This window comes from Micromonospora sp. U56 (genome assembly GCF_018070095.1).
In the GTDB taxonomy this organism is placed as follows: domain Bacteria; phylum Actinomycetota; class Actinomycetes; order Mycobacteriales; family Micromonosporaceae; genus Micromonospora; species Micromonospora purpureochromogenes.
Map to the genome: position 1 here is coordinate 1 of NZ_JAGPYL010000127.1, position 18,247 is coordinate 18,247.

Genomic DNA, 18,247 nt, shown 5'->3' on the forward strand with positions numbered 1-18,247 from the left:
CAACCGCCTCAAACGCAACCGGGCCGTGGCGACCCGCTTCGACAAGCTCGCCGTGCGCTACGAAGCCACCGTGCACATCGCCGCGATCAACGAGTGGCTGTGACCGACTTCGACACAGGCCCTAGCCGTTACGCCATCAACGGTCGGCTCGACCCGGCCCCACTCGACGCCTGCCCACACCGCGCCGCCGTGCTCGAATTCGCCGCCAACCTGCTCGACGCCTGCGCTGACAGCCTGCCCAGCGCCGTCGTCGTCGACGTCGGTCTGGCCAGCAACGCCGACCGCGGCGACGAACACTGGGCCGTGGTGGAGGCGAACATGGCCTGGTTCAGCACAAGCTACGCCGCCAACCCCGACCGCGTCCTCGACGTGGTGCTTCGCGCTGCCGGACCACGCCACCGCCTGACTCCCCGCGACCATGCGTTCACACGACCGCCCACCCCCTTCGGATAGCAGCCCCACGATGACCAACATCGCCAACACCGTCCGCCTCGACGCCAGCCACGTCACCGCCGAGGAGGCACCCGGACAGCGTCGGGGACAGTGACAAACGCCGGCAGGGCGCGCCCGGTGCGCGGTCGGGCGTTGCAGGTTTGCCGGCCAAGACAGCCGTCGGAGATCGTGTCACACGGGAGATCTCCGACGGCTTCCGGCGCGCTGCCGGATCAGTCCGGCACCGGCCTGGCCTCGCTCCGGACGGTGGCCCGTGCCTGCTCGGCATCCTCGGCGGCCAGCGCGAGCTTGGCCAGTCGGGCGCAGTCGGCAAGGGTGTGCGCGGCCAGCGCCGCCCGCACGGGCGCCAGGGCCCGCGGTGACATCGACAGGCTGGTCACGCCGAGGCCGGCGAGCACCACCGCGAGCAGCGGATCGGCGGCCGCCTCACCGCAGACGCCGACCGGCTTTCCGGCTGCGCCCCCCGCGGTCGCGCAGGCGGCGATCAGCTGCAGCAGCGCCGGCTGCCACGGATCGAGCAGCTCAGCCAGGTCGCCGCACTGCCGGTCGGCGGCGAAGACGTACTGGCTCAGGTCATTGGTGCCGATGCTGAGGAAGTCGACCTCGTCGAGCAGTTGCGGGGCGCGCAGCGCCGCCGCCGGCACCTCCACCATGACGCCGACGTTGCTGATTCCGGCGGTGCGCGTGATCATGGCGAACTCGCGGGCCTCGGCGGCGGTGGCCACCATCGGCGCCATCACCCGGACGTCGGCGCCGGTCCGCTGGGCGGCCAGGTCGATCGCTTCGAGCTGGACCCGGAGCACCTCGGGTCGGCGTCGGGCGACCCGCAGACCACGGACGCCGAGGGCCGGGTTGGGCTCGCCGGCCTGGTCGAGGAAGGGCAGCGGCTTGTCGGCGCCGGCGTCCAGCGTCCGGATCACCACCGGGCGGCCCGCCATCGCCGCGAAGACCTCGGCGTACGCCCGAACCTGCTCGTCCAGGCCGGGCAGCGTGCTGCGGTCGAGGAAGAGCAGCTCGGTACGGAAAAGCCCGACGCCCTCGGCCCCGGCGGCCTCGTCGCCGCGCAACTGGGCCGCCGAGCCGATGTTCACCAGCAGCTTCACCGCGCGCCCGTCGGCGGTGCGGCCGGGTCCCCGGGTCGGGGTGGCTCGATCGCGCCGAGCGGCCACCGCGGCGCGAGTGGCCGCCACGAGCGCCTCATCGACATCGGTGAGGACCTCGCCGGAACCGCCGTCCACCCGGACCACCGTTCCCTCGGGCACGCTCAGCGCGCCGGCGCAGGAGACCACCGCGGGCAGGCCGAGTGACCGGGCCAGGATGGCGGTGTGGCTGGTCGGGCCGCCCGCCTCGGTGACCAGTGCGAGCACCTGCTCCGGGTCGAGGTCCGCAGTGTCGGCCGGCGCGAGATCGCGCGCGGCCAGCACGTACGGGTGACCCGGGGCCGGGACGCCGGGCATCGGCCGCCCGAGGCTCGCGGCGACCGCGCGGTCCCGGACGTCGTCCAGGTCGGTGACCCGCTCGGCGAGGTAGCCGCCGGCCGCCTGGAACGCCCGGCGGTGTTCGGCGAAGGCGTCGGTGATCGCGTGCGCGGCGTCCCGACCGCCCCGGATCACGTCGGCGATCGTCTCGCGCAGGACCGGGTCTTCGGCCATCATCGCCTGGGCCCGGAGGATCTCGGCCGCCTCCGGCCGCCCCGCCGCATCGGCGCGGCGGCGCAGCTCGGCGGCGACCGCGGCGAGGGCCGAGTCGGCCCGCGCCAGCTCCGCCTCGACGGCGGCGACGGCGGTCGGCTCCGGCAGCCGGGGCGCCGGGGCCACCCGCAGCAGCGGACCGGCGGTCACGCCGGGGCTGACCCCGATGCCGGTCAGCCGCTCAGGCATCGACCGGCTCCTCGTCGAGGTTGCGGCGCAGCAGGTCGGCGAGCGCGCCCAGGGCGGCCTCCGCCCCGTCGCCCTCGGCGGCGAGGATCAGCTCGGTGCCGAAGGTGGCACCGAGTGACAGCACCGAGAGCATGCTGCGGGCGGGAACCGGCCGGCCGCCCGGCCGCCGGACGCTGACCGCGACCGGCTGGGCAGCGGCGGCCGCGACGAAGAGGGCGGCGGGGCGGGCGTGCAGCCCGCTGGTCGACCCGACGGAGACGGTACGTTCGGGCATGACGACTCCTAGGGGTGGATGGATCCGGGTGGATCCGAGCCGATCAGGGCTCGATAGTGACTTTGATGCCGGCGCCGCGGGAGACGATGTCGAATGCCTCGAGGGCGTTCTCCAGCGGCAGCCGGTCCGTGATCAGATCCGCGACCGGCACCGCACCGCTGGCGATCAGCTGCAGCGCCGCCTTGTTGTGCGCCGGGCTGGACCCGTTGGCGCCAACGATGGTGACCTCGCGGTAGTGCACCAGGTTGGCGTCGAGGGCGATGACCGGCTTGTCCTTGGGCAGGCCGCCGAAGAAGCTGATCCGGCCCTGGCGGCCGACCATCTGCAGTGCCTGCTCCTGCGCCGCCCCGGAGGCCGCCGCGGTGATGACGACATCGGCTCCGGCGCCGTCGGTCAGCTTGAGGACCGCGTCGACCGGGTCGGTCTCCGCAGCGCAGATCGTGGCGTCGGGCGCGACGAGCGCCGCCGCCATGTCCAGCCGGTCCCGGTTGAGGTCGACCAGGGTGACCCGGGCGGCACCGCGGGCCCGGGCGAGCCGTACGTGCAGGCAGCCGATCGGGCCGGAGCCGATGACGACGACGTCGTCACCCTCGCCGACCCGGGCGAGTTCCTGGCCGTTGAGGACGCACGCCAGCGGCTCGGTCACCGACGCCTCGGCGAAGCTGACTCCGTCCGGGATCCGGTTCAGGCCGTCGACGGCGAGCACCTTGGCCGGGACGACCATGCACTGGGCGAAGCCGCCGTCGTAGTGGTAGCCGATCGACTCCTGGTTGGGGCAGACGGTCATCCGGCCGCGGCGGCACTGGTCGCAGCGCCCGCACGGGATCGCGGCGATGACCTGGACTCGGTCACCGGGTTGCCAGCCGGTCACCTCGGCGCCGACCTCGGTGACCTCGCCCGCGACCTCGTGGCCCATCACCCGTGGCGGGTCGATGTGGTGATGGCCGAATCGCCAGATCTTCACGTCCGTGCCGCAGGTGGAGCAGTTGCGTACCCGGATCTTGACCTCGCCCGGTCCCGGGGTCGGTTCGGGTGCGTCCTCGATCCGCACATCACCCGGAGCGTGGAAGCGAACAACCTTCATCAGTCTGTCTCCTCGTCGACCGGCGTGAGCAGCCGGAGAATCTCGTCGGCCTCGGTGGCCTCGCGCAACGCCCGGGCCCGCTCCGGATCCAGCAGGACCTCGGCCAGCTGGGCCAGGATCGCGACGTGACCGTCGCCGCGGGCGGCGATCGCCACGCAGAGCACGGCCTGCTCGCCGCCCCAGTCCACGCCGGCGGGGAAGCGGAGCACCGCGAGCGCGTCACGGTGTACGGCGTCCTTGCCGGCGAGCGTGCCGTGCGGGATCGCCACCCCCTCCCCCATGTACGTCGAGACCGACCGCTCCCGCGCCAGCATCGCCTCGACGTAGGACGGGTCGACGGCCCCGATCTCGACCAGCACCGCACCGCTGCGCTGGATCGCGTCCTCCCGGTTGGCGGCGGTCTCGTCGAGCCGGATCGCCCGGTGGTCGAGCAGCGCGGCAAGGTCCCCGCTTGCCACCTCAGCCATCGACCGCGCCGCCGTTCTTGACCGCGGCGACCACCTTCGCCACCGCCGGATCGCCGATGAACACCTGGAACGGCACGATGACCTTCTCGGGCGCGTTCGCCCGGGCACGTGCGGCCAGCCCGGTGTGCACGACGACCAGATCGGCGTCGGCGGGGATGTGATCGACCTGGGTGTGCTCCACGGCCACCGAGTGCTTGCTGAGCTGTTTGCGCAGCTGGCTGGCGAGCATCACGCTGCTGCCCATCCCGGCGTCGCAGGCCACCACGATCTTGTGGATGTCGCTTCCCTGAATTGTGCTCATCTGGTTCACGCCTCCGAAGCTGCGGTGGAGTTTGCGGTTGCGGCCGCCCCGGCGGTCTGGCGCGGCGCCTCGCCGCCCGGCGGGACCGTGGCCTCGGCGTCCCCGGTGCCCGGCTGTTCCGCCTGGGCGTCGCCGTTGAGTCGACCGAAGCCGAGCAACGCCGCCGCCACGAAGAAGGTGACCGCCGCCGCGATCAGGATGCCGAGGACGACTCCGAACCAGCCGCCACGAGGCGTGACGGCGGCGTAGGCGAAGACGCTTCCCGGTGACGGGGTGGCGACCAGGCCGGCACCGGTGATCATGAAGGTGCCGACCCCAGCGGCGCCACCGGCGATCATCGCGAGGATGAGCCGCGGCTTCATCAGCACGTACGGGAAGTAGATCTCGTGGATGCCGCCGAGGAAGTGGATGATGATCGCGGCCGGGACGCTGGGGCGCAGCGCGCGGGGCCCGAAGAACAGGAAGGCCAGAAGCAGCCCCAGGCCCGGGCCGGGGTTGGACTCGATCATGAAGAGGATAGACTTGCCCGTCTCGGTCGCCTGCGCGACACCCAGCGGGCCGAGAACGCCGTGGTTGATGGCGTTGTTGAGGAAGAGCACCTTCGCCGGCTCGACCAGGACCGAGGCGACCGGCAGCAGGTTGTGCCCGACGAGCCAGTCGACACCGTTACCGGCGAGGGTGGTGATGGAACGGACGACCGGGCCGATCACCCAGACCCCGACCAGCGCCATGCCACCGCCGATGATGCCCGCCGAGAAGTTGTTGACCAGCATCTCGAAGCCGGCCTTGATGCGGTGCTCGAAGGCGTTGTCGAAGAGCTTGACCAGGTACGCGGCGAGCGGGCCGATCATCATGGCGCCGAGGAACATCGGCACGGTGCTGCCGACCACGATGCCCATCGTGGCGACGGCACCGACGACGGCGCCGCGCTGGCCGTGCACCAGCCGGCCACCGGTGTAGCCGATCAGCACCGGAAGCAGGACGGTGATCATCGGGCCGACGAGCTGGGCGAGGTGGGCGTTGGGTATCCAGCCGGTGGGGATGAAGAGCGCGGTGATCAGGCCCCAGGCGATGAACGCGCCGATGTTGGGCATGACCATGCCGGCGAGGTAGCCGCCGACCCGCTGAATGCCGGCCTTGATGCCGGTACCCGTGACGGCGGGGGTGTAATCCGTGGCCATGGGAGGCCTCCTGTTCGACTGCCGGCTGAATTGCCGGTGGTGGGGGGGTTGGGGGTTGGGTCAGTCAGTCCCGGGCGAGCAGTTGCCGGACCAGGTCCGGCCGGTGGTGGATGTGGACGTGGTCGCGACGCAGGTCGTCGGGCCGGGGCATCCGGCTGCCCGGCAGGCTGACCGCCGCCGCGGCCCACGCGAGGCCCTCGGCGAGCGCCTCTGCCCCGGCGGTACCGCCGGCCAGGAAGCCGGCGAGCAGGGCATCCCCGGCCCCGACGTTGCTGCGGGGCTCGGCGACAGGTGAGATTCCGGTGATGACGCCGTCCTCGTCGACCAGCACGGCGCCCTCGGCGCCGAGGCTGGCCAGCACCGCCTGGGCACCCAGGGCGCGCAGCTGCTGGGCGGCGGCGACGACGTCTTCGGTCGAGTTGACGGCCCGCCCGGTGGCCTGGGCGAGTTCCTCCCGGTTGGGCTTGATCAGCGACGCTCCCGCGGCCGCGGCGGCGACCAACGCCGGGCCGCTGGTGTCGACTGCGAGCCGGACGCCTGCTTCGATCAGTCGGGAGCAGAGTTCGCTGAACTCCTCGACCGGCAGGGACGGCGGGATGCTCCCGCAGACCACCGCCCAGTCGGCCGAGCCGGCGGCGGAGAGCACCACCTCGACGACCGCCTTCAGCTCGGCGCCGGAGAGCGCTGGACCGGGCTCGTTGATCTTCGTGATCGTGCCGTCCGGCTCGGCCAGCGTGATGTTGGACCTGGTCCGGCCGGCAATCGGTACGGCGATCATGGGTACGCCCTCCGCCGCCAGCAGCCGCACCAGCTGCTCACCCTCGGGGCCGCCGCACGGGATGACCGCCCGCGACGGCACGCCGTTGGCGAGCAGGGCCCGGGAGACGTTGACTCCCTTGCCGCCCGGGTCGAGGTGTGCGGGTGCGGCGCGCAGCACCTCGCCCCGCACCAGGGACTCGATGGCGACGGCCCGGTCCAGGCTCGGGTTGAGGGTGACGGTGAGGATCATGCCCGGATCACCTCCGGACCGGCGTGCTGCAGCTCGCCTGCGGCGGCGGCGCTCAGCCCGGTGTCGGTGATGATGAGGTCGACGTCCGCGAGTTGGCCGAAGCGCGCGAGGTAGTCGTCGCCGAACTTGGTGTGGTCGGCGAGCAGAACCGTACGCCGGGCCGAGGCGATCATCGCCCGCTTGACGGCGGCCTCGGCCGGATCCGGCGTGGTGAGCCCGCGCTCGACCGAGCAGCCGTTGGTCGCCATGAAGGCCACGTCGACGTAGATCTGGGAGAGCGCCTGCATGGCCCAGTCGTCGACCGTCGCCATGGTTCGGCTCCGGACCCGGCCGCCGAGCATGATCACGTTGAGGTTCGGTCGGGCGGCCAGCAGGGTGGCCAGTGGCGGGGCGTTGACGATCACGGTCAGCTCGCGCTCCGTGTTCAGCACCTGGGCCAGCCGCCCGGTGGTCGAGCCGGCGTCGATGATGATCGCCCCGTCCTCCGGGACCTCGGCGAGCGCGGCCTTGGCGATGCGCTCCTTCTCGGCGGTCAGCACCGCGTCCCGGGCGGCGAGCGCGGGCTCGAAACCGAGGCGTTCGACCGGGATCGCGCCGCCGTGTACGCGGCGCAGCACCCCCGCACGCTCCAACGCGGTCAGGTCCCGCCGGATGGTCTCGCTGGTCACCGCCAGTTCCTCGGCCAGCACCATGACGTCGACCCGGCCCTGGGCCCGGGCTCTGCGGAGGATCTCCTGCTGCCGTTCCTCGGCGTACATCGCTTGGTTTCACCGCCGTTTCGATGTGACTTCCTCTGTGTTTACGCCCGGTCGTGTTGGATCGTCAAGAGGTCTCACCCGCCAACTCCGCAAGTTTGACCGAAGCGGTACCTGAGATTGAGGAACAAATCGATATACCTCGGCACATACCGGCGAGCCGCGGGCGAGCACGCCGAAAGTTCTGGTTCAGCCTTCCGGCCGTGGCACCGACCAGCGTTGCGAAGGCTCTCCACGTGGCGATGGACGGAGCCGCTGTCGCCGGGGTTGCAGCCTGCCGTCGTGCCCTGTCGGGGGTCGGTCGTAAGTTCTGCAGCCGTGAGCGCCCTTCAGACTTACCGCTACCTCCAGCCGTCCACGCTGCAGCGGGGTGACCTGGCGCTGCAGACCAGCGGCGGGCCTGCGACCAACCCGCGGTTCTTCTCCGGTTTTCTGACGACTCCGCAGGCGGCGGCCGCCGGGCTGCTGGCGGTCGCCGAAGTCGCCCGGACCCGGTACCACCAGCCGGTCAGCCCGGCGAGCCTCGATCCCGTGGTCACCGGCAGCCGGGACCGGATGCGCTTCGAGTCGTTCTCCGGCTGCTGCGGGGTGTACGCGCGGCTGGATGTCGTGCCGGCCGGGTTCGACGGCGACATCGTCGAGCACGGCACCACCAACGTCGACGTGAACGCGCCGCTGCAGGAGGCGCTGGCCCGGGTGGCCGGCATCGACCCGCTGCACCTGTCGGTGGGGCCGGACGACCTGACCGTGTCCACCGTCGACGGTCCGGTGGTGGAGAAGAAGGTGCCGCTGCCTGGGCGTTGGCTGCGGGGGTTCGCCGAGGTCCATCTGATCGCCGCGGCCATGGAACCGCGGGCGGAGATCCCGGCGGCGGAGGCGGCCGCCTTCCTGCGCCGGCTGCCGGCGGGCAACGACCGGTCGGTGCTCTGGGTGGTGCCGGCCGGGCGCTCGCTGCGGCTGACCTCGCGCCCGGTGCCCGGCGCGGTGTGCCTGGCCGGCGCCGGACGGCTCGCCACGCTGCGTGGGCTGCTCCGGTACGCGAAGACCCTGCGGGTGTACGGGCCACCGGCGGCGGTCGGGTCGCCGCCGCTGCCGAGCGTGTGGGAGCTCGACACCGGCGCGCTGCGGCTGTCGCTGACCCTGTCGCCGGAGCCCTACCGGGGTTTCTCCGGCGAGGGCGGCGCGCTGACCGCGCTCGCCACGGACGACGTCGCCGACGACGCCGCGCTGGTCGCCGCGCTCCTGTCCTGGGACCCGACGATCGATGTCCACGCGCTGGCCGCCTCGGCGGGGATTTCGGCGGACCGGGTCCGGGCCGCGCTGGCCCAGCTGGGCACCGCCGGCCGGGTCGGCTTCGACGTGGCCGAGGCGGGCTACTTCCACCGGGTGCTGCCGTACGACGCCGGCCGGGCCGAGCGGGACAATCCCCGGCTGGTCGGGGCGCGGGCGCTGGTCGAGGCGGGCGCGGTCACGCTCGACGGCGAGGCGGCGACCGTACGCCACGGCGACGAGGTCTACCGGGTCCGCCGCCGGACGGACGGCTCGTACACCTGCTCCTGCCCCTGGTGGGCGCGGCACCGCGGTCAGCGCGGGCCCTGCAAGCACGCGCTCGCCACGACGATGGTGGGCGCTCCGGTGGAGGTCGGGGCGTGACCGATCCGTTCGAGTTCCTGGTCCGGGGCGACATCGGCGCGGCCGTCGACGCGGTCACGGGCCTCGACGACCATGGGCGGCGGTCGTTCGCCGACGGGCTGGTGGCCCACGTGCGCCGGCGGCGCGACAACTGGTGGTGGAACAACGAGGCGACGGCCCTGGCGGTGGCCGCGGTCGGGTGCCTGCCTACCGCCGCCACGGCGGCCGAGCTGCTCGGCCGGCGGAACGTGTCGCTGCGGGGCGCCGACGCCGGGCTGGTGGTCCAGGTCGCGCGGACGCGCGGGGTGCCCTGGCTGGCCGAGCTGGCACACCGGCTGGCGGACCGGCTCCGCCGGGACGACCCGATGGACGGCTGGGGATTCGTCGCCGAGCTGCTCACCGCTGAGAAGGCGGCGACACCCACCGGTGACCAGTTCGTGGAGAGGTGGCTCGCCCTGATGGCGTGGCCGCCGGAGTGGCAGCGACCGGTCCCGCTGGTGGACCGGCTCCGGGCGGACGTGTTCCTCGACGCCCTGGTGCCGCGCCTGTTCGAGGTGGACGGCGCCGGGACGCGGATGTCCTTCGACGAGTTCATGACCGACGAGAAGCTCGCCCTGCCGCGCGCGCTGGCGCGACTGGCCGGCGAGGGCCGCCTGGACCGGACGATGCTGCTCGACGGCTGCGTGGGCCGGCTGTTGCGCGGCGACCGGCCGGCCGCGTTGCGCGCGTTCGTCACCCTGCACGCCCTGCTGGAGCCCACCGCCAGCGAGGTCGACCGGCATCGCGGAGACTACCTGCGCCTGCTCGCCGACGCCCCCGGGTCCGTGGCGTCGATGGCGCAGAAGACGCTGCGGGCTCTCGACGGCGTGGAGGTCGAGGGGCTGCTCGACGCGTCGCGGGCCGTCCTCGTCCGGCCCGACAAGGCGCTGGTCCGCGCCCAGCTCGGCTGGCTGGACCAGCTCGCCCGCCGGCACCCCGACCGGGCGGCGGAGATCGCCGAGGTCATCGCGACAGCGATCGACCACCCGGCGGCGGACGTCCGCGACCGCGCCGGCACGCTGGCCGCCCGGCACGGGCACGTGGTCGCCCCGCGGGTCGTGGTCGGTGCGGTGGGCGACGACCTGCCGCCAGCGGTCGGCCTTCTGCCCGCGCCGCCGGCCATCACCGACCCGGACGAGCTGGCGGAGGAGGTCGCATCCCTGCTCGGCGGCTCCACGACGGCGTCCGGTCTGGAACGGGTCCTCGACGCAGTGGTCCGGTTTGCCGGTGGCGACCGGGCCCGGCTGAAAGACGCCCTCATTCCGGTGCTGCGGCGGCACCGCGGCGGCGCGGAGGAGCACGCGTGGGATCCATGCTGCCTGTGCGGTCTCCTCGGCGGGGTGCTGCACGCGGCGGCCGACCCGGTCGAGGGGGGCGTACGGCGGGGACGGTGGGCCGCGATGCTGGCGACTTTGCGGCGCCGCACGCCGGGCGGACCGTCTTTCGATCCACGGGTACCCCCGCCGCACCGGCTGCTGCGCGCCCGGCTGGCCGAGATCGGTGACCGCGTCGGCCCGCCCCAGCACCCCGGCCTGCTCGCGGCCCCGACCATGGCAAACGGCGCCATCGACCCGGCGGTGCTGTACGACCGCCTGACCCGGCTCGGCGAGCGCGGCGCGTGGGAGGTGGACCTGACGCAGGCCCTGCTGCGGCTGCCCGCGCGGGTCGACGAGCCCCTCGCGGCCAGGGCGGCGGCGCTCGGTACGCCCGCCGGTAACCGGCTCGCCGGATGGCTGCGCGCCGGCGGCCTGCCGACCCCGGACCAGCGGGTGGTCACGCTGCCCCGCCGGGAGCGCCGACAGGGCTACGACTGGGGGTACGACGAGCTGCCGCGGCAGCGGACGCACGTGCTGGTCAGCCCGCCGGAGGGCGTCGACGACCCGTTCGGCCTGCTCACCGTGCCGGCCGGATCCGTGGACAGCTACGTCGGCGGCGCGGCCCTGCTCTGGCCGGCCGTGCTGCCCGGCTACCGGGGACTGGTCGCGGCGTACGCGCTGCCCGACATCGCCAGCAGCGCCGACCAGGACCTGTCCGGCGGCGCCGCGATCCTGCCGCTGCTCGCCGAGTGCGGCGGCGACGGCGCTCCCGCCGTCGACCTCGCCCTCGCGTACGGCTTGGGCGCCCGGCACGAGTCCGACCGGGTCGCCGCCGTCGACGCCCTGCTGATGCTGGCCGCCGCCGGCGACCTGGACGCTCCCGCGGTCGGGGCCCACCTCGGCGCCCTCGCCGCCGTCGGTGACCTCACGCTGACCCGCACCCTGCAGCCGCTGCGCGACGCGGCCGCCGCCGGCGCCCCGCTCAGCACCTGGCGCCTGCTCGCCGCCGCGTTGCCCGCGCTGCTCGCGGCGCCGAAGGCCCCGCGCGGCACCCCGGACCTGTTGACCCTGGCGGCGGAGACGGCGGGCGCGGCCGGCGCCCGGACCGACGTGCCCGGGCTGGCCGCGGTCGCCGCGCGCGGCGGGTCGAGCCGGCTGGTCACCGAGGCGCGGCGCCTGGCCGCCGCGCTCAACCGGTGACCGGGATGCTGGTGGCGATGCGTGGATGGAACCGGCTCACGATCTTCGGCCCTGTCCGACGGGACCTCCGCGGCGCGGTGCTGCCGCTGTTCCTTTAAGAGATCGTTTCAGTTTGAGTTGTGGAGTCTCCGGAGGCAGATGGTTGCGCAGGCCAGGCTGAGCAGGGCTTGGTGGATGTCGGCGGGGACCGCCCCGGGTTTGGTTGACTCGCGGGGTTGAGGGGTTCAGGGCACGTGTGCGGGCCTGTTGATTGTCTCAAACTCGATCGGGGTGAGGCGTCCGAGGCGTCGTTGCCGGCGCCGGCGGTGGTAGGTCCGTTCGATCCAGGTCACGATTGCCGGGCGCAGTTCCTGGCGGGTCGTCCAGCGTTGCCGGTCCAGGACGTTGCGCTGCAGCAGGGCGAAGAACGACTCCATCGCGGCGTTGTCCCCGCACGCGCCGACCCGGCCCATCGAGCCGGTCAAACCGTTGTGCCGCAACGCCTTCACGAACTTACGTGACCGAAACTGGGCTACCCCTGTCCGAGTGAACGATAGTGCCGGACGGGTTGCGCAGCCGGACCGCGTTTCGCAACGCCGCGACCGCCAAAGAGGCTTTCATCCGGTGGTCGATGGAGTAGCCGACGATCCGCCCCGAGTACACGTCCTTGATCGCGCACAGGTAGAGCTTGCCCTCGGCGGTGGGATGTTCGGTGATGTCAGTCAGCCACAGCTGGTTGGGCGCGTCGGCGGTGAAACGGCGTTGCACCAGGTCGTCGTGCACCGGCGGTCCGGCCCGCCGGGTCAACCCCTTCTTCTTGGCGAAGACCGACCAGATGCGCTGCTGTGAGCAGAGCCTGGCCACCCGGTTGGCGCCGGCGGTGATGCCGTGGGCGGGCAGTTCGTCGGCGATGAACCGGTATCCGAACGCGGGGTCGTCGGCGTGGATGTCCAGGGCGGCGTTGATCAGTTGGGCGTCGTCCCAGTCGCGCTGCGAGACCGGGGCGGCGCGCCATGCGTAGTAGGCCTGCTTACTGAAGCCCAGCACCCGGCAGGTCACCGCGACGGGGATCCCGTCCGCGGCCAGGTCACCGACCAGCGGGTAGGTCATTTTGGGGCGATCTCCTTGGCGAAGAACGCCGCCGCCCTGCGCAGAATCTCGTTCTCCTGCTCCAGCAGCTTGTTGCGCCGCCGCAGCTCCCGCAGCTCGGCGGACTCGCTGCTGGCCGTCCCGGGACGACCCTCGTCCTCGATTTCGGCGAGCTTGAGCCAGCGGTGCAGGCATGACTCGGAGATTCCGAAGTCCTTCGCAATCTGCGCGATCGGAGCCTCGCCCTTGCGGGCGACCGCGACGACGTCACGGCGGAACTCCGGCGGGAACGCTTTCGGCATGGCCGACATCCTTCCAGCGAGGAACGCATCCTCACAGGTCAGGAGTCAACCAAACCGGGGGCAGTCCCTTTTCAGTGGTGCATTGACCGGGCGGGTCATCGCGTGTAGCGCCTCGTGTTCGGTGGGTGGGACGTGGCCGAGTTCGCCGTGCAGGCGGCGGTCGTTGTACCAGTCGATGTACTCGACGGTGGCCATCTCCAGGTCGTCGAGCCAGCGCCACGGGCCCTTGTTTCGGCCGAGTTCGGCCTTGTACAGGGAGTTGAACGCCTCGGCCATGGCGTTGTCGTAGGAGCCGACGGAGGCGACGGTGCCGGCCTCGGCGAGCCGCTGGGTGTAGCGGATTGCTCGATATTGGGCTCCACGGTCGGAGTGGTGGACCAGTCCGCCCAGGTCAGCGCCCTGATTTTCGCGACGCCAGATCGCCATCTTCAGCGCGTCGAGAGCCAGATCGGTGTAGAGACTCGTGGACACCTGCCTGCCGACGATCATGCGGGAGTACACGTCGAGGACGAACGCGGCGTACACCCAGCCCACACTCGTGCGCACGTAGGTCAGGTCCGCGACCCACAGCTGGTTCGGATGTTCCGCGGTGAAGTCCCGTTTGACGAGGTCAGCGGGCCGGTTGGTCTCGGCCGCTGGCCGGGTCGTGCGTGGCGATTTGTCGCGCAGCAGCTCGCGTAGCCCGGACTCGCGCATCAGCCGCTCGACGGTGCACCGGGCCACCTGAACACCGCGGCGGTGTAGCTCGTGCCAGATCTTGCGTGCCCGTAGACACCAACCGGGCACCGAGCAACGTGCCGGCCAAGGTGGAACCCGCGGGTCCCCCCCGGCCACCCGCAGAAACCTCTCCACGCCCCTCATCTCGGCGACGATGGCGGCCGCGACTGTCGGGTCATCGTGCTCTGGCAGGCGGTCGAAGAAGGCGACCAGGGCCGGCCAGTCCTCGCCGCGTAGCGCCCCGCCGCAGCGGCGCGAGATCGGGATAGTGATCAACAAGGTCGTAGCTCGGCAACTCGAGAAGCGAAGAAGTCCGCGGAGGGGCGTGCCGGCGAGCATAGGAGCCGGACAGCAGACGGGTTGTACCAGCTGACCTGAGGACGGGACCGAGCTGAATCTGTGATCCAAAAGGCGGACTCTGGGCTGCCCTCCATCGGCATCGGCACATGGTTTCCTGACCATTAGCTCAGGTAGCCGGCCTCCATGAGCATCAACTTTGTCCGATGAGCCGGTGACCTCACCATGCCACCCAGGCCTGCCGCCGGCCGGGCATCACGGCATAGGACGAGATGCGATGACGCCGACGTCGCTGTAGCTGTATTTCCAGGTCAAGCTGGCGGGCCACGCCTTCAACGAACGCGTCGGCGTCGTGGTACGGCTGGTCACGTCCGGCGTCGTCGGCCGCCCCAAATCCGGACGTCACTGCCCAGAACCAGATTTACGAGCCCGACAGGCCAAGCCCGCGTTGGTCATCCATGTAGATCCAGGTGCTCTCAGGGATCCTGACGGCCGATTGACGAGACAATCCTCCGCATCACGGCACGCTGCCGGGCATGTGCCTCGTCGAGGCGCCTGGGGAAGTCCTCTGCCTCGAGCTCTGACTCCAAGTACCGTCGCACGGCCTCTCGTACCTCGGCGGCGATGTTGGTTTCGTTCACCTCAGCGACCAGGCGTAGCCGGTCCAACGTGTCGTCGTCCAAGCGAACACTCGTCAGTCGCGATGCCATCGGCGTCCTCCGTTCTCGGCTTCAGCATGCGTCTCTACGCTAGCAGACTGAGTGTCAAGATGACGAGAGGACGGGGGGCCACACCACGAACGCTTCCGTCCGCGACAGCCGGCTAACACTTCACGTGCACGACTCGGGTGAATGCCTGTAAAGCGATACGTTCGCGCGCGAACCGGACTGGAGCTTGAGTCGAATGATTATCAGCGGTGACCATTCGGGTCTGCGCCCAAGGGGCCGGTGCGCTGTACGCTGATTTGGACCTAACGATGGCTGGAATCGACAGTCTTTAGCGCCAGCATTCGGGGGTGATCGATGGCTGACGAGCTCGCCCGTATCGGTGCGTCCGCCCTGCGCCAAGCAGCGATGCGCACCCTCCGTCGCTTGGAGACGAGCGGAGGCTGGAAGCGCCTGCTCCTCGCCGAGGGCGAACTGCATCTGGGCGATGATCCAATCCAGGCCGACGAGGAAGCCCAAGTGGAGTTCGGGCGCGCCTTTAGCCGCCACCCGGCCTACCGCGACCTTAGGGTCATCGACATTATCGGCGAGGAGCGCTTGAAGCCTCCGCCGGAGCTGAATCCGGGTGAGCGACTGCTGGTGCTCGACCCGCTCGACGGCTCAACGCAGTGGGCCATGATACGTGCAGGCTACTGCGTGGCCGCCATGCTGTTTATAGCTCGCTCGGCTGGCCGGATCCAGCTCGAGAGCGCGATTATCGCAAACCAAACGCATACGTTCACGCTGATAAACGGCAAGCCCTTGACCTTTGGTCCGACGTACGGAACGTCGTCCGAAGACGCCTACCTGCTGTCCTGTCAGCCTGACAATGGGATGGTCGTTCCGTCGATTGCCTTTACCGGCTACAAGCCCAAGGATAGAGGCTCAGTGTTATCGCTGGTCCACGAGCTGCCGCAATGGTCGTTTCTTACGATCGGCGGCAATCCGGTTACGCCGTACGTTGTTGCCGGGGGGCTAACTGCCGCCGTAACCATTCGGGAACAGACCCCATGGGACGCGATCGGCATCCTAATGTGTTCGAAAACCGATGCCGTTGTGGGCACCCTAAACGGTACTGTTCTGGGCCATCGAGGCTTTGAAGAACTGTTCAACAAGGTTGCGCTTACCCGAAATACGCGGTCAATCCCGCCCATGATCGTGGCGAAGACTGAGCGGCGATTCAAGGAGGTCGCGACCGCGCTAGCCAAGGCCCGCGACAGTTTTGGCGAGGGCTTCGGATCTGGAATGGAAGATCTAGGGCAGATGTCCGAGTAGCGCGTTGCGCATGACACCACGAACCGAAGCAGGGAGAGACGGTGGAGGTAGCCAGCTCAGCACTGTTAGGGCGGGCAGCCGGCCTGCTGCTTCCCAAGCTCGAGCCACTCGCCCGGACGTTGATAAGCCGGCGGAGGGAACGGGAAGAGGCGCTCCGGCTACTGCGCGTCGACTATCGGCAGGACTACGACTTTGTGATGCCGCACTCGCATCCTCTGCTTGAGCTGTCTGGCAACCACCCTGACGACCTAGCCGCGTTCCGCGCCATCGCCGATCCGGCACTTGCCTACTGCGCGGAACACAACCTCCTCGAAGTGGTTGAGACACTCGAAACACAGCTAGAACGTAATCTCGTTGTCATCGGCTCGCCCGAGGCGGCGCCGCTAGCCCGGCTGGCGTTCGGCTACCGCCGGATCCACAGCGCCGCAGGCTTCGAATATGTCGGAGACACAGTCGACCTGCCGTACAGATGGCACGAGGACCCACGGGATCTGCACGGCACCTGTCAGCGGCTAGTTGCCGACCACGGATGGGTGACTAGGCCTAACTGGCCACTCGTCGCTCGCACGGACGTACGGACCACACGGCGCCTTGCCCCTCGAGTTGACAACGAGGGCAAGCTTTCGACCGATTGGCTGCTCATAAGCGTGATGCCAAACTTCTTCACTCGCAAAGCGCTGGACGAAGGCAAGACGATCGTTAGCGTCGGGGGAACCCACGGGACCGGGACCCGGGCTTTGAAGTTGTTCCTTCGGGACCCGAAGGCGCTCCGGCAGGTCATGCAGTCGGTCAGCGATCGCAGCCGGGCTTTCCAGGTCGTCGTCGAGGCAGGTGACATCTTCCACAAAGCGTCGGGCTCGGCGGCTCGTGCAATACGTGTGCATGACGTTGCACAACTACCTGACAACGACGACGTCTGGCACACCGCGCGTCGGGCTGTCGCACGTCAGTTCTCCGACTGGGCTGCGGAGGAGGTGACCAGGAACATCCCATATCCCCATGAGCGGCATTGATGTGCGTGGCCCGACACAGAAGGCAACAGCGACCGAACATCGACCGACCGAGCAGACACTTGGCGGGTGCGATCCAACATGAGTAAAGAGGGCGGTCGATACGGCAGGTCACGCGGCCACACCGATCGATAGGCTTCGGTTTAGGAAACCGATGCTCTATCCCCTGAGCTACGAGGGCGCGAGGGCATAGCTTACCTGCCAGCGGATACCTGCGAGTGCCCAGGAGTGCCCTAGCGTGCCCAGCGGTGTGGGCTGCCGGTGCGCCGACCGGCGGAGCACACATGGAGCATGCGATCGTCGACCGGCGGGGTTCCGTGCCCGTCGCTGCCCAGCGCTGACCAAAACTGCCCGGCACTGCCCACGACTCACCGAGCAGATTCCGAGTAGAGCGACAGCGATCAGCAGGCCCGAAGGTCCGCACCGGGGGGCGGTCCGCCAGGCTTCCCCTCGGCGGAGGGAAGCCCCGCCCTCGTTCACTCGTCGGCCGCCTTGCTGGCGACTGGACCTATCACAGCCCTCTCCGGCAGCCTGGACCATCTGATCCGTAGCCTCGGCCGGATAGTCCAACTTGGTGCGGAAGAGGGGGCAGCAGCTGGTCCCAGCGCTCTGCTAGTCCGCTGCGGCGTCGGCCCGTCCAGCGCCGTTGCTAATGAGAGTTGCCGGGTTGGTTGCGGCAGACTCGGCTCCGGTAGCCGCTGGCGGGTGAGCACTCCCCGCTGCAGGACGCGTCGCAGTCCTATTGACAGATCGTGCCCCTGCCGGTGGTCGGGAGACGGAATCGCTGATGGGATGTCGTGCCCGCCGTCTGCGGCGTGAGCACTTGTTCATTAGCTCGCGGCAGTTCTCCCGGACGCTGCCAGACATCTCGATCAACCGTGGACTGGCGGGAGGGGATGCAGTGCTGTTCGTGGGAGACGACTGGGCTGAGGATCACCACGATGTCGAGGTGCAGGACGAGACCGGCCGCCGGCTGGGCAAGGCGAAACTCGAGGAGGGAATCACCGGGATCGCCGGCCTGCACGCGCTGATCGGCGCTCAGCTGGCCGAGGATGATGAGTCGGCGCAGGTGGTGGTTGGTATCGAGACCGACCGGGGTCCGTGGGTGCAGGCGCTGATCGCCGCCGGTTACCAGGTCTATGCGATCAACCCGCTGCGGGACTGTACAAATAACGGCTGATCGACCGATCAAGGGAGAGACGCCAGATGACGACCGAGATCACCTCGGGGCAGGAGCCGGCCGTGGAGCCGGTGGGTGCGGTCACGGATGAGCAGTTGATCGC

The 18,247-nt window shown here is 70.4% G+C and carries 15 protein-coding genes and 3 pseudogenes; 7 read left to right on the top strand and 11 right to left on the bottom strand.

What is annotated here, in order from left to right:
• Together KBX37_RS34940 and KBX37_RS28555 are read left to right on the top strand one after the other, a co-directional pair.
• Positions 1-103 (top strand): annotated as a pseudogene (locus KBX37_RS34940) (IS5/IS1182 family transposase); the annotation flags it as partial.
• The gene (locus KBX37_RS28555) at positions 100-453 is read left to right on the top strand and encodes an ATP-grasp domain-containing protein (protein WP_307849248.1); all 354 of its coding nucleotides are present in this window, start codon (positions 100-102) and stop codon (positions 451-453) included. The pseudogene KBX37_RS34940 and the gene KBX37_RS28555, both read left to right, overlap by 4 nt.
• Positions 454-665: 212 nt before the next feature.
• On the opposite strand, the gene ptsP is transcribed toward KBX37_RS28555, so the two are convergent.
• From ptsP to KBX37_RS28595, 8 genes are all read right to left on the bottom strand, one after another.
• On the bottom strand, positions 666-2,333 hold the full coding sequence (ptsP, locus tag KBX37_RS28560; RefSeq protein ID WP_210778995.1) for a phosphoenolpyruvate--protein phosphotransferase: 1,668 nt from the start codon (positions 2,331-2,333) through the stop codon (positions 666-668).
• Positions 2,326-2,607, bottom strand: a complete 282-nt coding sequence (locus KBX37_RS28565) for an HPr family phosphocarrier protein (protein WP_210778996.1) — start codon at positions 2,605-2,607, stop codon at positions 2,326-2,328. The genes ptsP and KBX37_RS28565 overlap by 8 nt, the downstream gene beginning before the upstream one ends.
• A 43-nt stretch (positions 2,608-2,650) precedes the next feature.
• Complete coding sequence (locus KBX37_RS28570) at positions 2,651-3,691, bottom strand: zinc-dependent dehydrogenase (protein WP_210778997.1); 1,041 nt, start codon at positions 3,689-3,691, stop codon at positions 2,651-2,653.
• Positions 3,691-4,158: a PTS sugar transporter subunit IIA gene (locus tag KBX37_RS28575; protein WP_210778998.1), complete on the bottom strand. Its 468-nt coding sequence runs from the start codon at positions 4,156-4,158 to the stop codon at positions 3,691-3,693. The genes KBX37_RS28570 and KBX37_RS28575 overlap by 1 nt, the downstream gene beginning before the upstream one ends.
• Positions 4,151-4,459: a PTS lactose transporter subunit IIB gene (locus tag KBX37_RS28580; RefSeq protein ID WP_109943748.1), complete on the bottom strand. Its 309-nt coding sequence runs from the start codon at positions 4,457-4,459 to the stop codon at positions 4,151-4,153. Before KBX37_RS28580 ends, KBX37_RS28575 begins: the two co-directional genes overlap by 8 nt.
• A 5-nt stretch (positions 4,460-4,464) precedes the next feature.
• A complete protein-coding gene (mtlA, locus tag KBX37_RS28585) occupies positions 4,465-5,640 on the bottom strand; it encodes a PTS mannitol transporter subunit IICB (protein WP_210778999.1) in 1,176 nt (391 codons plus the stop codon).
• Between the two features lie 64 nt (positions 5,641-5,704).
• A complete protein-coding gene (gene pfkB / locus KBX37_RS28590) occupies positions 5,705-6,649 on the bottom strand; it encodes a 1-phosphofructokinase (protein WP_210779000.1) in 945 nt (314 codons plus the stop codon).
• Positions 6,646-7,407 (bottom strand): DeoR/GlpR family DNA-binding transcription regulator, encoded by a 762-nt coding sequence (locus tag KBX37_RS28595; protein WP_210779001.1) that lies wholly within the window; start codon positions 7,405-7,407, stop codon positions 6,646-6,648. Before KBX37_RS28595 ends, pfkB begins: the two co-directional genes overlap by 4 nt.
• A 315-nt stretch (positions 7,408-7,722) precedes the next feature.
• Here KBX37_RS28595 and KBX37_RS28600 point away from each other — a divergent pair, with 315 nt between their 5' ends.
• Both KBX37_RS28600 and KBX37_RS28605 read left to right on the top strand, forming a co-directional pair.
• Complete coding sequence (locus KBX37_RS28600) at positions 7,723-9,057, top strand: SWIM zinc finger family protein (protein WP_210779002.1); 1,335 nt, start codon at positions 7,723-7,725, stop codon at positions 9,055-9,057.
• Entirely contained in the window at positions 9,054-11,591 is a 2,538-nt protein-coding gene (locus KBX37_RS28605) for a DUF6493 family protein (RefSeq protein ID WP_210779003.1), read from the top strand. Before KBX37_RS28600 ends, KBX37_RS28605 begins: the two co-directional genes overlap by 4 nt.
• Positions 11,592-11,815: 224 nt before the next feature.
• On the opposite strand, the pseudogene KBX37_RS28610 reads toward KBX37_RS28605, so the two are convergent.
• The 3 genes and pseudogenes from KBX37_RS28610 to KBX37_RS36120 all read right to left on the bottom strand — a co-directional run bounded on the left by KBX37_RS28610 (position 11,816) and on the right by KBX37_RS36120 (position 14,685).
• Positions 11,816-12,961: pseudogene (locus tag KBX37_RS28610) on the bottom strand (IS3 family transposase).
• Positions 12,962-13,006: 45 nt separating this feature from the next.
• Entirely contained in the window at positions 13,007-13,954 is a 948-nt protein-coding gene (locus KBX37_RS28615; protein WP_210779004.1) for an IS3 family transposase, read from the bottom strand.
• A 497-nt stretch (positions 13,955-14,451) separates the two neighbouring features.
• Positions 14,452-14,685 carry a ribbon-helix-helix protein, CopG family gene (locus KBX37_RS36120; RefSeq protein WP_154937055.1) on the bottom strand — a complete coding sequence of 78 codons (234 nt, stop codon included), beginning with the start codon at positions 14,683-14,685 and terminating at the stop codon, positions 14,452-14,454.
• Positions 14,686-14,997: 312 nt separating this feature from the next.
• On the opposite strand from KBX37_RS36120, the gene KBX37_RS28625 reads away from it, so the two are divergent.
• The 3 genes and pseudogenes from KBX37_RS28625 to KBX37_RS28635 all read left to right on the top strand — a co-directional run.
• A complete protein-coding gene (locus KBX37_RS28625; protein WP_210779005.1) occupies positions 14,998-15,954 on the top strand; it encodes a hypothetical protein in 957 nt (318 codons plus the stop codon).
• Positions 15,955-15,995: 41 nt separating this feature from the next.
• Complete coding sequence (locus tag KBX37_RS28630) at positions 15,996-16,967, top strand: hypothetical protein (RefSeq protein ID WP_210779006.1); 972 nt, start codon at positions 15,996-15,998, stop codon at positions 16,965-16,967.
• An 898-nt stretch (positions 16,968-17,865) separates the two neighbouring features.
• Positions 17,866-18,120 (top strand): annotated as a pseudogene (locus KBX37_RS28635) (transposase); the annotation flags it as partial.
• Positions 18,121-18,247 lie beyond the last annotated feature (127 nt).